General features: G+C 51.4%; 13 protein-coding genes. 9 read left to right on the top strand and 4 right to left on the bottom strand.

Annotated elements, in window-relative coordinates:
• Positions 1 to 11 precede the first annotated feature (11 nt).
• The 4 genes from rpoD (at position 12) to A6395_RS02660 (ending at position 3,504) form a co-directional block, all read left to right on the top strand.
• Positions 12 to 1,106 (top strand): RNA polymerase sigma factor RpoD, encoded by a 1,095-nt coding sequence (gene rpoD / locus A6395_RS02675; protein ID WP_016508087.1) that lies wholly within the window; start codon positions 12 to 14, stop codon positions 1,104 to 1,106.
• A 132-nt stretch (positions 1,107 to 1,238) separates the two neighbouring features.
• Positions 1,239 to 1,577, top strand: a complete 339-nt coding sequence (gene cccA / locus A6395_RS02670; protein WP_071397770.1) for a cytochrome c550 — start codon at positions 1,239 to 1,241, stop codon at positions 1,575 to 1,577.
• A gap of 98 nt (positions 1,578 to 1,675) precedes the next feature.
• Positions 1,676 to 2,392, top strand: coding sequence for a tRNA (adenine(22)-N(1))-methyltransferase (locus A6395_RS02665; RefSeq protein ID WP_071397769.1), 717 nt, complete (start codon positions 1,676 to 1,678; stop codon positions 2,390 to 2,392).
• Positions 2,392 to 3,504 carry a Nif3-like dinuclear metal center hexameric protein gene (locus A6395_RS02660; RefSeq protein WP_071397768.1) on the top strand — a complete coding sequence of 371 codons (1,113 nt, stop codon included), beginning with the start codon at positions 2,392 to 2,394 and terminating at the stop codon, positions 3,502 to 3,504. The genes A6395_RS02665 and A6395_RS02660 overlap by 1 nt, the downstream gene beginning before the upstream one ends.
• A 43-nt stretch (positions 3,505 to 3,547) precedes the next feature.
• Here the strand turns inward: A6395_RS02660 and A6395_RS02655 are convergent, their stop codons facing one another.
• Entirely contained in the window at positions 3,548 to 4,501 is a 954-nt protein-coding gene (locus tag A6395_RS02655) for a 4-hydroxy-3-methylbut-2-enyl diphosphate reductase (RefSeq protein WP_071397767.1), read from the bottom strand.
• A gap of 120 nt (positions 4,502 to 4,621) precedes the next feature.
• On the opposite strand from A6395_RS02655, the gene A6395_RS02650 reads away from it, so the two are divergent.
• The 5 genes from A6395_RS02650 (at position 4,622) to A6395_RS02630 (ending at position 10,280) form a co-directional block, all read left to right on the top strand.
• A complete protein-coding gene (locus A6395_RS02650) occupies positions 4,622 to 6,385 on the top strand; it encodes a sensor histidine kinase (protein WP_071397766.1) in 1,764 nt (587 codons plus the stop codon).
• Positions 6,382 to 7,317: a sugar ABC transporter substrate-binding protein gene (locus tag A6395_RS02645; RefSeq protein ID WP_071397765.1), complete on the top strand. Its 936-nt coding sequence runs from the start codon at positions 6,382 to 6,384 to the stop codon at positions 7,315 to 7,317. Before A6395_RS02650 ends, A6395_RS02645 begins: the two co-directional genes overlap by 4 nt.
• Before the next feature lie 61 nt (positions 7,318 to 7,378).
• Entirely contained in the window at positions 7,379 to 8,722 is a 1,344-nt protein-coding gene (locus A6395_RS02640) for a DEAD/DEAH box helicase (protein WP_071397764.1), read from the top strand.
• Between the two features lie 85 nt (positions 8,723 to 8,807).
• The gene (locus tag A6395_RS02635) at positions 8,808 to 9,710 is read left to right on the top strand and encodes a deoxyribonuclease IV (protein WP_071397763.1); all 903 of its coding nucleotides are present in this window, start codon (positions 8,808 to 8,810) and stop codon (positions 9,708 to 9,710) included.
• A 3-nt stretch (positions 9,711 to 9,713) separates the two neighbouring features.
• Positions 9,714 to 10,280, top strand: coding sequence for a hypothetical protein (locus tag A6395_RS02630; RefSeq protein ID WP_071397762.1), 567 nt, complete (start codon positions 9,714 to 9,716; stop codon positions 10,278 to 10,280).
• Between the two features lie 37 nt (positions 10,281 to 10,317).
• On the opposite strand, the gene A6395_RS02625 is transcribed toward A6395_RS02630, so the two are convergent.
• The 3 genes from A6395_RS02625 to A6395_RS02615 form a co-directional block, all read right to left on the bottom strand.
• Positions 10,318 to 10,488: a DUF1427 family protein gene (locus A6395_RS02625; protein ID WP_021065708.1), complete on the bottom strand. Its 171-nt coding sequence runs from the start codon at positions 10,486 to 10,488 to the stop codon at positions 10,318 to 10,320.
• 91 nt (positions 10,489 to 10,579) lie between these two features.
• A complete protein-coding gene (locus A6395_RS02620; protein ID WP_071397761.1) occupies positions 10,580 to 12,745 on the bottom strand; it encodes an RNA degradosome polyphosphate kinase in 2,166 nt (721 codons plus the stop codon).
• Complete coding sequence (locus tag A6395_RS02615; protein ID WP_071397760.1) at positions 12,742 to 14,277, bottom strand: Ppx/GppA family phosphatase; 1,536 nt, start codon at positions 14,275 to 14,277, stop codon at positions 12,742 to 12,744. The genes A6395_RS02620 and A6395_RS02615 overlap by 4 nt, the downstream gene beginning before the upstream one ends.
• Between the last annotated feature and the right edge of the window lie 21 nt (positions 14,278 to 14,298).

Raw genomic sequence — 14,298 nt, 5'->3', positions numbered from 1 at the left:
TGAACTGCTAGATGGCAGAGAAGAAAAAAGAGGATTTATTTAACGCCATAGACGAACTTGAAAAGTTGGGGAAAAAGAAAGGTGTCGTATCGATGCAAGCGATCCAGGATCGCCTCAGCCATTTTGAGGTCGATTCAGATTTTATCGATAACTTCATTGAAGATTTAGAAGGCAAAGACATCCGTGTCACAGAAGATGCGGCCGATGCCGAGGAGACTCCTACGAAAAAAGAAGACGAAGAGGTCGACTTGAATGATCTGGCTGTCCCGCCAGGAATTAAAATCAACGACCCGGTCCGGATGTACTTGAAAGAGATCGGCCGTGTCGATCTGTTGAGTGCCAAAGACGAGACCGAACTCGCGAAGCGAATCGAGCAAGGCGATGACGAGGCGAAAAAACGTCTCGCTGAAGCCAACCTTCGTCTTGTCGTCTCGATTGCGAAACGTTATGTCGGTCGCGGTATGTTGTTCCTTGACTTGATTCAAGAAGGGAACATGGGTCTGATCAAGGCAGTCGAGAAGTTCGACTACATGAAAGGGTTCAAGTTCTCGACGTACGCGACGTGGTGGATTCGTCAAGCAATCACACGTGCCATCGCCGACCAAGCCCGGACGATCCGGATTCCGGTCCATATGGTCGAAACGATCAACAAATTGATCCGTGTTCAACGCCAATTATTGCAAGACCTCGGACGCGAGCCTGCTCCTGAAGAGATTGCCAAGGAAATGGAATTGACGCCTGAGAAAGTTCGTGAGATTTTAAAAATCGCGCAAGAACCGGTGTCGCTTGAAACACCGATCGGTGAAGAGGACGATTCGCACCTCGGTGACTTCATTGAAGATCAAGATGCGATGGCTCCTCAGGACGCAGCAGCCTACGAGCTGCTCAAAGAACAACTCGAAGACGTGCTCGATACGTTGACAGACCGTGAAGAGAACGTACTCCGTCTCCGCTTCGGCCTTGATGACGGTCGGACGCGCACGCTCGAAGAAGTCGGTAAAGTGTTCGGGGTCACGCGTGAGCGGATCCGTCAAATCGAAGCGAAGGCGTTACGGAAGCTCCGTCACCCAAGTCGCTCGAAACGCTTGAAAGACTTCCTCGATTAATCGTGTTTTTGAATAAAATGTGAAGTTTTAGAAGAAAGGAAGGAAAATGAGTGATTTTCCTTCCTTCTTTATTGTTTTTTGAGTAAAATAGTGATGGGTAGAAATTTGGAAAGAACATGAGGGGGAAATACAATGCGTAATCCATTGTTACCGTTTGCAGCGATTGCGATCGTCGCAATCATCGCTATGGTCTCATTATCGTATTTTGGCGTAAACCAAGCGCAACAAGCCGCTGAAGGTCCAGCCGTCACCGAGATGAACCCGGAAGACTTGTACGCTGCTAAAGGCTGCACAGGTTGCCACGGCGGAAATCTTGAAGGCGGCGTCGGTCCGGCGTTGACTGGGGTCGGAGAACGTTTGTCTGCTGAAGAAATCGCGAACATCATCGTCAACGGTAAAAATACAATGCCGGGCGGTCTCGCGTCTGCCGAAGAAGCCGACGTGCTCGCGACATGGTTGCTCGAACAATAAGGGTGAGACGTACTCCTTCTGGGGTACGTTTTTTGTTGTCCGGACATGAATATTTCGTTACCCTAAAGAAGAAGAAGTAGACAAAAGGAGTTGTCCCCATGCAAGAACAAGTCACGTTAGACCGGCGACTGAAACGAGTCGTCGATTTTATACCAGCTGGAAGCATTTTAGCCGATATCGGTTCCGACCACGCTTACGTCCCGTGTTATCTCGTACAGCAAGGAATCATCGACCGGGCCATCGCCGGAGAAGTGAATCAAGGTCCGATGGAAGCGGCCAAAGCCCAAGTCGAATTGATCGGCGCAGCGGACAAGATTGACGTCCGGCTCGGTGACGGATTGGCGGTCCTGAATGAGGACGAGGCGACATGTATCTCGATCTGCGGGATGGGCGGAAGCTTGATCCGGTCGATCTTAGAGAACGGACGGGATAAGTTAGGAGCGGTCGAACGACTCGTACTGCAACCGAACGTCGATGGACAGCAAGTTCGGGAATGGTTGCTTGTATCAGGTTTTACGCTCGTCTCGGAAACGATTGTCGAGGAAAACGATAAAATATATGAGATTCTTGTCGGTGAGCGGGGCACAGAAACGCGTTACAGTACAGACGAGGCGGAGCGGACGTGGCAGCTTATGTTCGGGCCGGACTTGCTGGAGACTCGTCCTGAACCGTTTAAATTAAAGTGGGGCCGGGAAGCGGACAAATTGGATTACGTGCTCGGTCAAATGGCCGCAGGCGCCCAAACCGAGGCGCTCGTCCGGAAGCAGGAGGAGTTCAAAACGTTACGCGACAAAATGAGAGAGGTGAGTCAGTGATGGCAAACGGAAATCATATCATCCAACTGTTTGAAGAGTTCGCGCCGAAACATCTCGCGGTCGAAGGCGATAAGATCGGACTGCAGATCGGTACGCTGAATAAACAAGTGAATCGGGTCATGGTCACGCTCGACGTGCTCGAATCGGTCGTCGACGAAGCCATAGAACAAGAGGTGGACTTGATTATCGCGCATCATCCACCGATCTTTAGCGCGCTCACCCAAGTGACCGATCGCAACGCCGCCGGTCGAATCGTTATGAAATGTCTGAAAAACGATATCGCCGTTTACGTCGCCCATACGAATCTAGACGTCTGTGAGGGCGGGGTCAACGACTGGATGAGCGAGGCACTCGGATTGCATGAGACCGAAGTGCTCGTCCCGACGTATGAAGAGCCGGTGTATAAATTGTCGGTCTTCGTCCCGGAGACACATCAGTCCGCCGTGTCTAAAGCGTTAGGCAAGGCCGGAGCCGGAAGGATCGGGAATTACGGCGATTGCCAATTCACGATCACAGGGAAAGGGCAGTTCACCCCGCTCGACTTGGCCGACCCGTACCTCGGACAAATCGGGAAAACGGAGCAAGTCGATGAAGTGAAGATCGAGACGATCGTTACCGAAAGTAAGAAAAAGCGGGTGTTAAAAGCGATGTTTGACGCTCACCCTTACGAAGAGGTCGCTCATGATTTGATTCGTGATGAGATTGCAGGCCCTGTCCTAGGTCTCGGCCGCATCGGTCGACTCGACAAACCGTTGACGCTCGCCGAATTTTCGGAACATGTCAAAGCAAGCTTTGGTGTCGAAGCGGTGCGGGTCGTCGGCGACTTGGACCGAACGATCAAAAAAGTGGCCGTGCTCGGTGGTGACGGCAATAAGTACGTCTCGGCCGCGCACTTCAAGGGAGCCGACGTCTACGTGACCGGTGACTTATATTTCCATGTCGCCCACGACGCGATGGCGCTCGGACTCGCCGTGGTCGACCCGGGTCATCACGTCGAGAGCGTCATGAAGCAAGGTGTCGTCGACGTCTTGCAACAGAAGTTCACGGCAGCAAAACTCGAGGTCGAGCTCCTCGTTTCCGCTACGGACACGAATCCTTTTAAGTTCCGCTAAGACCGAACACAACCCCCGCCCTTATGAGGACGGGGGTTGCTTGTCATTTGCGAAGCGCCTTCACTCTCGGCAAAATGTTTCGCAGTTCGAGATAAGGTGTCTTGTCGTGTGTGCTCAAGTCATCACGGTCGTACTGCGTCAAAAAGTCGATGACTTTTTTCGTGATCGGCGTCGGTGTCGACGCGCCCGATGTGACCGCGACCGTTTCGACGTCTTGAAGCCAATTGAGATCGAGCTCACTCAAATCACCGATGCGATAGGCATTCGTCCCGGCAATCTCTTTAGAGACTTGGGCGAGGCGGTTCGAGTTGTTCGATTTCGGATCACCGACGACGATGAGCAAGTCGCAGTCGCCGGCCTGTTCGGCCACGGCTTCCTGACGAACTTGTGTCGCGTTACAAATCTCGTTATGCACCTCGACGTGAGGATAGCGTTCTTGAATGAGGTCGATCAATGCCGAAACGTCCCATTGGCTCATTGTCGTCTGGTTCGTGACGAGAATGTTTGCATCTAACAAATGATCTGGCAACGCCTCAAAATCGCTCTCGTACTGGACGAGATGGACTTTTCCAGGGGCGACGCCCATCGCGCCTTCAGGTTCGGGGTGACCGTGCTTGCCGATATAGATGACTTCGTAGCCGGCCGCTGTCTTCTCACGAATTAAATCGTGCGTGACGAGAACGTCAGGACAAGACGCATCGACAATCGTCAGTCCTTTTTCGATGGCACGCTTCCGGACGAGCGGGGAGATGCCGTGGGCCGTAAACACGACGGTCCCTCTGTCGATTGTTTCAACTGCTTGCATCCGATCCTCACCGTCTACGGTCTTGACGCCTAAGTCTTCAAACGCTTGGGTGACGTGACGGTTATGGACGATCATACCGAGTATATGGATAGGCCGTGGTAAATCTGGGTTGGCCACGGCTTCATTCGCTAATTTCATGGCATCGACGACGCCATAGCAGTATCCGCGTGGGCTAATTTTTTTAACTTTCATTTCGTGATGAACGCTCCTTTCGCGATGCTTTCCTACGTATTAGTCTAACATTGTTTCGAAAATACGAAAAGAATTGCGTGTATTCATGCTATAATCTTAAGGTTAGAAAGGAGGGACACCGTGGAACGCTTGAGAACATTGCTTGAAGTTCGAAAATCGTACTTCTTTCAAATCACATTTATTATCTTTATCATTCTTGGACTCGTCATCTCATCACTAGCTTTCTCTGCCGATCGCGTGACGGTGTCCCGCGCGGAAGAATTGGCGAAAGAACAATTTGATTATGCGATTGATGGGAGTATCGAGAACCTCGAGACAAGGCTTGGGAAATTGTATGAAGACCTCGTCTACCTTGGTGCTTATGTTGGAAACGAACCTTTGATTGAAGAGCGGATTCGGACGGGTTACTTGAACCAACGAACGAGTTTCACTTCAATCTTTTACTATGATTTACGAGAAGATGAATTCACTTGGTATTCGCAACGGCAAGTCCCCGCGATGACGTTAAAGGCTGATCCGAAATTTAAAGAAGTCATCACTTCGAACGGCGACGATTTATTCATGAGTGACCCGGTATCGATTTCTGGTGATGCTGGCACGTATCTTTACGTACCCGTCATCGAGGACAACCGACCGATTGGCATGTTTGGTGGAAGCATCAGTGTGCTTAACTCGGACCTCTATCGGCGCATGCTCGAATCCACGAACGATGATATGATTCTCTACCTCTTAAATGAGCGGGGAGAAGTGTTATCGACATCGTTTAACCTCGTCACGGATGCGGAGCGAAGGTTGTCACGCTCAATCGTCGAAACGACGGATGAGTATGACGTTCGGACGATTTTAAGTACCGAAGACGATGTCATCATGTTCGAACCGGACGCTCGAGTGAACGGATGGAGCGTATTGGCCAAGCATAGCACGGATTCGGTTTATGAGGCGGTCTATGATACACGTTGGCAATATTTGATGATTACGCTCGTCACTTTCTTCTTAAGTATTTTAGTCGGTCTCCTTCTCTCGAAGACATTGACGAGCCCGCTGCTCGAACTCGTTCAAAACATCAAGAAACAACAGTCACTCGAACCGATTTTACTCGAACGCACCGGTTCAAAGGAAGTCCAGACGCTCCTCGATACGTATAACGACTACTCGAACCGGATGGAGACGGCTCGACGTGAGCAGTTGAGCCAACAACAGCTCTTGCTCCAACAAGAGAAGCTCGCCTCGCTCGGTCAACTCGCGGCCGGGATCGCTCACGAGATCCGTAACCCGCTCACACCTGTCCAAATCACCTTGCAGATGGCGAAAGAAGGTCATGGTAGTGAAGAAATGCTCGACCTTGCACTGTCCGAGCTCAATCGGGCTAACCATTTGATTACGACGATGCTCACGCTCGCCAAACCAGATCAATCCAAGCTTCAAGAAGAGTGGCTCGACATGACTGAATTTGCGAGTCGGCTCGAGTTCTTACTCGACGCCGAATGTTATAAACGGGTGACGAAGTGGGAACTGATTGTTCCGAATGAGATGCCGCCGTTCTACTGTTCGAGCGACATGCTCGTTCAAACCATCTACAACTTGTTTAAAAACGCCGTCGAAGCCGTCGATTCAAAAGGGGCGGACGGTAGCGTCACGGTCACGGTCCTCTTCACGGAGCGGGATTATCGGTTCTTGATTGAGGATAACGGAATCGGGATGACGAAAGATCAAGTGAACACGGTCGGGTCGGCGTTCTATACGACGAAAGAGAACGGCAACGGGCTAGGGCTGTACATGATTCGAGAATCATTAAAAGCCGTAAACGGTCAAATGGAAATCGAGAGCGTTGAAGGAGAAGGTACGGCGATGATGATTAAAATCCCAAGGCGGACAAACGTATGAAGGGCTTCCGCTATTACTGGCTTTGGATTCCCGTCATCTGGGCCATGACGATTTTATTGATCACGTCGATCCAGTTGCCGGAACGCGCGACGACGAACAATGAGGTCGGCTTCGTGTTCGTCAGTGAAAAACACGAACACGCCAATAAGTTGTTAGCCGCATTTGTACGAACGGCCAATCAAAAAGGGTTCATTCCGATTCCGACGACAAGTGAGGATTCACGTGTCTTAGAAAAAGAGAAATTGGATTCTTTGATCGAGCGCGGTGTCAAAGCCATCTTCGTGACGACGCTTGACGAGACGTTCATTCAATCATCGCTCGAAAAGGCGAGAGACAAAGGGATTCCGATTATCGCGATCGACCGGATGATCGACCACGATAGCGTGCTCACGTCCGTCGTGTCCGATAACGTTGAAATCGGGCGGATGGCCGCCAACCATATTGCCGCCAAACATACCGCACTCGATCGGCCGATCCGTGTCGTCGAAGTGAGGGGAACGGCAAAAGTCCGCTCGACCATCGATCGTAGCCTCGGGTTGACCGAGTACGATAAAGCCCATGACGACCTCGAGGTCGTGGCCTCGCTCACGGGTAACTACGATCCGTTCCAAGCCGAGATCGAGATGTCGCGCTGGCTCGAGGAAGACATCCCGTTCGACGCCGTGTTTTCCCATAACGACGACAATACGTTCGGGGTCGTGAGGGCGCTCGAGAGCAAGAGACTAAATGACAAGACAATCGTGTCGGTAGACGGTGTGACAGAGATTTACCCGTTGATTCATAGCGGGAAAGTCGATGCGACGGTCGTGCAATCCCCGAACGAAATGATTGAAGTCGGGTTCAAAGCGCTCGAACAGCATTTGAGCAGTAAAAAAATCTCGGCGCACTACTATTCATCGAGTTACTTGTATGAAGGACTCGGTAAAGATTAATTGACAAATAACTAGATTCCGCTATGCTAGGAAAAGTGGAAAGAAACAGGAGGTGTATCGATTGAACAGCTTCCAACAGTTCAAATTGTTACCGTTTATCGTCGATGCCTTGACAGAAAAGCGCATCACTAACCCAACGGACATTCAGGCACGGATTATTCCAGCCGCGATGAATGGCCGTGACATCATTGGAAAATCACAAACCGGGACCGGGAAGACACTCGCGTTCCTCTTACCTATTTTAGAATCGATCGACCCGAGCGAACATGAAGTCCAAGCGATCGTTGTCGCACCGACACGCGAGCTTGCCTGGCAAATCCACGAAGAGTTGAAAACACTCCTCGTGAAGCAGCCTGACTATATTAAGACGAGTTTGATCGTCGGCGGAACTGACCGTGAACGTCAAATCGACAAGATGAAAAACCCACCACAGTTGATCATCGGGACGCCAGGCCGTCTGCTCGACTTGATGAAAGTTCAGGCGTTGTTCCCGCATAAAGTCAAACATTTCGTCGTCGATGAAGCCGATCAAATGCTTGATATGGGCTTCTTGCCAGAAGTAGACCGCATCGCGCAGTCGCTTCCGGAAAGACTGCAAACGATGGTCTTCTCAGCGACAATCCCAGAGAAGCTTGAGCCGTTCTTGAAGAAATATCTTCACGATCCGCGCTACGCTGAAGCGAGTGCCGAGCACCGCGTCGCACCGAAGATCAAGCACCACGTCATCCCGGTCCGTCACCGCGACCGCAAAGAATTGACGGTCGAAGTGGCCAAAGCGATCAATCCGTTCGTCTGCCTCGTGTTCACGAACACGAAACAAGACGCGGATGAGCTCGAGAAGTCGTTCCGTGAGGCAGGCCTCAACGTCGGGACGCTTCATGGCGACATGCAAGCCCGTCGACGCAAGCAAGCGATCAAAGACATCAACGATGCAAAATATCAATACGTGATCGCAACCGACTTGGCTGCCCGCGGGATTGATATTAAAGGTGTGTCGCACATCATCAACTTCGGTATCCCGAAAGATCTCGACTTCTACACACACCGTGTCGGCCGGACCGGTCGTGCCGGTGCTACCGGAGAAGCGTATACGCTGTATGAAGATCACGAGAACGGCCCGATCAATCGACTTGAAGAGCGTGGTTTCGCGTTCACACATGTCGATGTCAAAGGCGGGACGCTCCAAGAAATCAAGACTCGTAAACGCCGCGTGACCGACCGTAAGATGAAAGTATCACACACGGCGCACAGCCGTATGGCCGGTGAGATCAAGAAGGCGAAGAAGAAAGTCAAACCAGGCTACAAGAAGAAGTTCAAGTATAAATTGAAAGAGACGGCTTCGCGCGAGCATATGCAACAACAGCGCACGGAACGTCGTGAGACCCGTAAGAAGAACAGACGGTAATCACTAAAAAGAAGAATCGACTTCATGGAGTCGGTTCTTCTTTTTGTGTACACTAAAGGCAGAAGATTGCGAAGGAGAGTTGACTATGTTAAAAATTGGTTCACACGTTTCGGTTTCAGGTAAGAAGATGCTGCTCGCTGGCAGTGAGGAAGCCGTCTCGTACGGTGCGACGACGATGATGGTCTATACGGGCGCGCCTCAAAACACGCGTCGTAAACCGATCGAGGAGTTAAATATCGAAGCGGCGCTCGTCCACATGGCGGCGCATGACATCGAGGAGATCGTCGTCCACGCCCCATACATCATCAACCTGGGCAATACGACGAAACCCGAGACGTTCGAGCTCGCGGTCTCGTTTTTGGCGGCTGAAATCAAGCGGGCCGAAGCGCTACTAGTCGCCCGCCATGTCGTCCTTCACCCAGGCGCCCATGTCGGTGCCGGCGAAGACGTCGGTCTCGCTCGCATCATCGAAGGCTTGAATGAAGTGCTGACCGGAGACGAGACGGTGAAGATCGCCCTCGAGACGATGGCAGGAAAAGGAAGCGAACTCGGGAAGACGTTTGAAGAACTCGCGACGATCATCGACGGAGTGACGCATAACGACCGGCTGTCGGTCTGTTTCGACACGTGCCACGTCCATGACGCCGGGTATGACCTCGTGGGGGACTTAGACGGCGTGATTGCCGAGTTTGACCGCATCGTCGGAATCGACCGACTCGGCGTCATCCACGTCAACGATTCGAAAAACGTGCGCGGGGCGAGAAAAGACCGCCACGAAAATATCGGCTACGGGGAGATCGGTTTTGACGCGTTGAACCGAATCATCCATCATGAGGCGTTCGCGCATTTGCCAAAAATTCTTGAAACACCTTACATTCCAATCAGCGAGAAGACGAAAGTCGCGCCGTATAAGCAAGAGATCGACATGTTCCGATTAGGCGCGTTCGACGCCGAATGGCGCGAACGATTCGCGCTCGCGCATCAATAAGCGATGAGCGTGCTAAAGATCGATCCAGAGACGTATGACGTATTTGCGGCGCTCCCGACATACTTTCGCGAGCAGAGCCCGTTTTACATTGAAGGAAGCATTGAGGGACCAGCCTTGATCGAAGTCGTTGGATATGGGATCGTCGCGGAAGTCGAGATTATGCTCGTCGAGACGACGACGCGCCCCGACGACCGGTATTGGCGAACGCGTCCCGACGATGAAGTTCGAGACTATTGTCTCGTCGATTTAGTCGGCCTTGATTTTCATCATCCGCTGCTCAAGAGTGGTATGTACGACGTGTCGACGTCATATGCGACGTTAAAAGATATGTGGGACCGAGGTTATCAAGTCCCATCCCAACGCTGGACACGGCAAACGTACGAGACGCATCTAGCCAGGGAACGACTGATGCACCACATCGCTTCCGTCACGGCTTGTACGAGCTGTGGAGTCGACTTGATAGACAGGTATGGGGCGATGGCCCATCGTCTGCTAGAGTACCATCTTGAAGGAGACAGCGGGATGTGGGTCTGTCCGACTTGTCATAAGGCGATCCATCATGCAGAGTAACAAAAAGAACGATGCCCGCGGGCATCGTTCTTTTTGTTTAAAATGGCCAGTTCGCAAGCGCGAATTGGTAAACTTTCATCCCGAGAAAGACGCCAAAGATTCCAATGACGCCAGGCAAGACCGGGGGGGCAGGCAACGGCAACTTCAAGGCAGTGAAAATCATGCCACAGATGAGGCCGGCGAGCAACGAGAGTAAGATTTCTTGCATGAATGATTCCTCCATATTCGAAAATGAAAGCGTTTCAACTAACTGAACGAACTAATTATACAATGTTCTTTCTCGTTTGAGAAGTCTAACATCAGTCATCAGTCATTTTCTCATTTTCGGCCCGGAGGCGAAGGACTTCACGTTCGGCCCAGTTCGACGGCTCCCGTTCGAAGACGCTCGGGATGTTGTTCCAACGGCCGCCTGTATATTGATGGATGATGATCTGCGATTGAATTTTCTCTTGGCCAGGTTCTTGCTTGATGTAGACGTAACTGCCATCGGCGCGTTGGATCCGCGCTTTGACGTTATCGACGAGCTGTAGCGCGAGCATGTCTTTAATGTATGACTTATGACCCGCATCTAGGATCGGGAACAAGATCTCGATGCGCTTTTTCATATTTCGGGTCATCCAGTCCGCAGACGAGCAGTATAAGTCTTCTTTCCCGTTTTGGTAGAAATAGAAGATGCGAGAATGTTCTAGATAGCGGTCGATGATCGAGACGACACGAATATTGTCCGAGACGCCTTTAATGCCCGGCCGCAGGCAACAGATGCCGCGAATGATCAAATCGATCTTGACCCCGGCCTGAGACGCGTCATACAGCTTCGTGATGATCGACTTGTCGGTGAGCGAGTTCATCTTGGCGACGATGCGACCGTTCCCATACTTCTCATGCAGTTTGATCTCGTCTTGAATCTTGTGGAGGAAGAAGTCGAGCATGTCGTCAGGCGACGTCTCGAACTCGTGCCAAGACGGTCGTTCACCGTAACCGGAGAGCCAGTTGAAGAAGTTGGTCGCATCTTCGGCCAAGTCCTCGTTCGTCGTCAATAAGCCGATGTCCGTATAAAGCTTCGCCGTCGAGTCGTTGTAGTTACCGGTACCGAGGTGGACGAAGCGTTGGAGGACACCTCCTTCTAGAATCCGTACGACAAGCGTGATCTTCGAGTGCGTTTTTAACTCTTTATAGCCGTAGATGACGTGGGCCCCGGCTTTTTCGAGCTGTTTCGCCCATTGAATGTTCTTCTCTTCATCGAACCGAGCCTTTAGTTCGACGAGGACGGTGACTTGTTTGCCGCTCTCAGCAGCGTCAGTGAGCGCTTTAATGATCGGTGAATCGCCAGACACACGGTAAAGCGTCTGCTTGATGGCCAAGACGTTCGGGTCTTTCGCGGCCTGGGCGATAAAGCGGACGACCGGGTCGAACGAATGGTATGGGTGATGGAGCAAGTAATCCTTTTTTAGGACGGCCTTGAACAAGTCCTTGCCGGGCTCGAGTCCTTCCGGGACGAACGGGATGAGCGTCTCGTTGATCATCTCATCATACTCGATCCCGATCTTATTATAGATGCCAAACAAGAACGTCAAATCGATCGGTCCGTCGACGACGAAAATGTCGCGGTCGTGCAGATCGAGGACGTCTTGCAGCATAAACAACAGTTCTTTACTGAGTGAACGTTGTTGGACCTCGAGGCGGATGCCGACGCCGTAACGGCGTTTCTTCAATTCTTTCTCGATCTGTTTCAACACATCGTGACTGCCTTCTTCATGGAACGGCATGTCAGCGTTGCGGGTGATCCGGAACGGCATCGTCGACTCCACTTCAAAGCCTTTGAAGAGCGAATCGATGAATTGGATGATGACGTCTTCGAGCAACATCAAATCGGCATGTTCTTCGTCTTCTGTCGGCAGTTCGAGAAAACGCGGTAGGACGGCCGGTACTTGAACGAGGGCGAGTCGCTTTTTGCCTTCTGAGGTCGACGAGATTTCGACGGCGATATTGAGCGATTTTGACAACAGCATCGGGAACGGGCGATACGCATCGACCGCGATCGGTGTCAAGACCGGGAAGACGTGGGTCCGAAAATACAGTTTAACAAAATCAAGTTGCTCTTTGTTCAAGTGCTTCGGACGTAAAAAGCGGACGTTTTCTGTTCCGAGTTGTTTGACGATTTTTTTATACGTCGCATATTGGACTTCGACGAGTTCTTGAGCTTTGATTGAGATCGCTTTAATTTGCTGCTTCGGTGTCAGCCCGGCCTTGTCCTCCGGTTGGTTGAATCCGGCTAGCACCTCGTCTTTCAGTCCTCCGAAACGGACCATGTAGAACTCATCGAGGTTTGCACTGAAGATGCCGAGAAATTTGAGGCGTTCCATGAGCGGATTGCGGTCATCGATCGCTTCTTGGAGCACGCGCTCGTTAAAGCTGAGCCAGCTCAATTCGCGGTTGTTAAAATGTTCTGGTAAGTAAGTCGTCATAAAGTGATCCTCTCCTCTACGCGTAACTCGATCGTCGTTTCGATCGCGCGTTCTAAATGCTTTTTGTGACGGATGCCGCGCTGCAATTCAAAGCGCGGGGACGTCGATGTATGAAGGGTGAAGGCAAGCCCGTCGTCTGTTGTCTCGATGTCGATGTTCTCGACGACTTGACGCTCGGTCAAATCGAGCGCGTCGACAAGTTTGACGATTGATCCAATCAGCTCTAGACTCTTCAACATTTTCGAGTCGAACCATTCAGGAAAGCCCTCGATATGCTGTTCGAGCAGGCGCCGTGACTTGTAAGACGTGACGAGCGCCAGGGCGAGCCGGTCTTCGTTGTTCATGCCTTTAAAGTCATTGGTCGTGATCAAATGGAACGTGTGGTCGCTCTTGTTGTTATGGTCGATGTATTCACCGACGTAAGCGAGACGGCAAGCCGCTTCTAACAGTCCCGGTTCGAACGGTTTTGGTTTGATCGTCTTCGCCTCGATCAAGCCCATATAAATTTGACGGGCCAGATGGACGAGATGCCGATGCCGGACCGGATCGACGTCGTATTGTTTCTCGAAGTGGCGGAAACTTTCTTCTTTGACATCAGCGAAACGGATCTCGTTGTTCTCTTTTAAATAGTATTCATAAAATAGCCCTTCCCGCAGACCGTTATTGCTCATCGTAAACTCAGGCACTTTTAAATAGCGGGCCAGTTCATCGATTGCGGTCACGGCCGGAGCGATGATGTCCATCCGATCTTTTGACAGGCCATCGAGTCGTCCGAGTTGTTTCGTCGACATGTCGATCAGTTCATCGACGACCTCGTGAAGCCGGTCGGCACCAAGTGTATATTGATGGATGCCTTCAAGCGGGAAGTGGGACAACGACTGTTCGACGCGGACGAGGTTTCGGGCGGTCCCGCCGACACCGACGAGCGGAACACCGTGAGGGACGAGCCAATCGATGTCTTTGAACGCTTTCTTCAAGAACGCGGTCAGTTGTTTCCGCTCATCTTTCGAGAGCGTGTCGCCTGACATAAAATCGTTCGTCAACGTGACGGCACCGAACGGGAAACTATGATAAAAGACGAGCTCGCGGTCTTTGAAGTAAGTCACTTCCATTGAGCCGCCGCCGATGTCGACCGAATAGCCGTCTTCGATATAAGTCGAGTTGACGATGGCCGAGTATCCGTAATACGCCTCTTCATAGTCACTCAACAAGCGGATCTCCATCCCGGTCGCGTCAAGGACCTCGTTTAAAATCGCTTCAGAATTGCTGGCGTTGCGGATGGCTGCGGTCGCGACCGGCAACATCTCTTTGACGCCATGATGCTTGTTCAGACTGATGAAATGGTCGAGTGTCTCGATTAACGATTGGATGCCCATTTCGGACAGTTCGTTCGCATCGGTGATGTGACTCGAGAGCCGAGCGACTTCTTTCACGTTCAACCGTTCGAAATATTGGCCGTGTCGATTCACTTCAAAAATGACGTTGCGAATCGAGTTTGACCCGATATCAATGACTGCTAATTTTTTTTCCACGGTAAATCCCCCTCTGCGATA

The organism is Exiguobacterium sp. SH31 (genome assembly GCF_001816105.1).
GTDB classification, from domain to species: domain Bacteria; phylum Bacillota; class Bacilli; order Exiguobacteriales; family Exiguobacteriaceae; genus Exiguobacterium; species Exiguobacterium aurantiacum_A.
The sequence above is the reverse complement of the archived record's forward strand: the minus strand, read 5'-3'. Positions and strand labels throughout refer to the sequence as shown.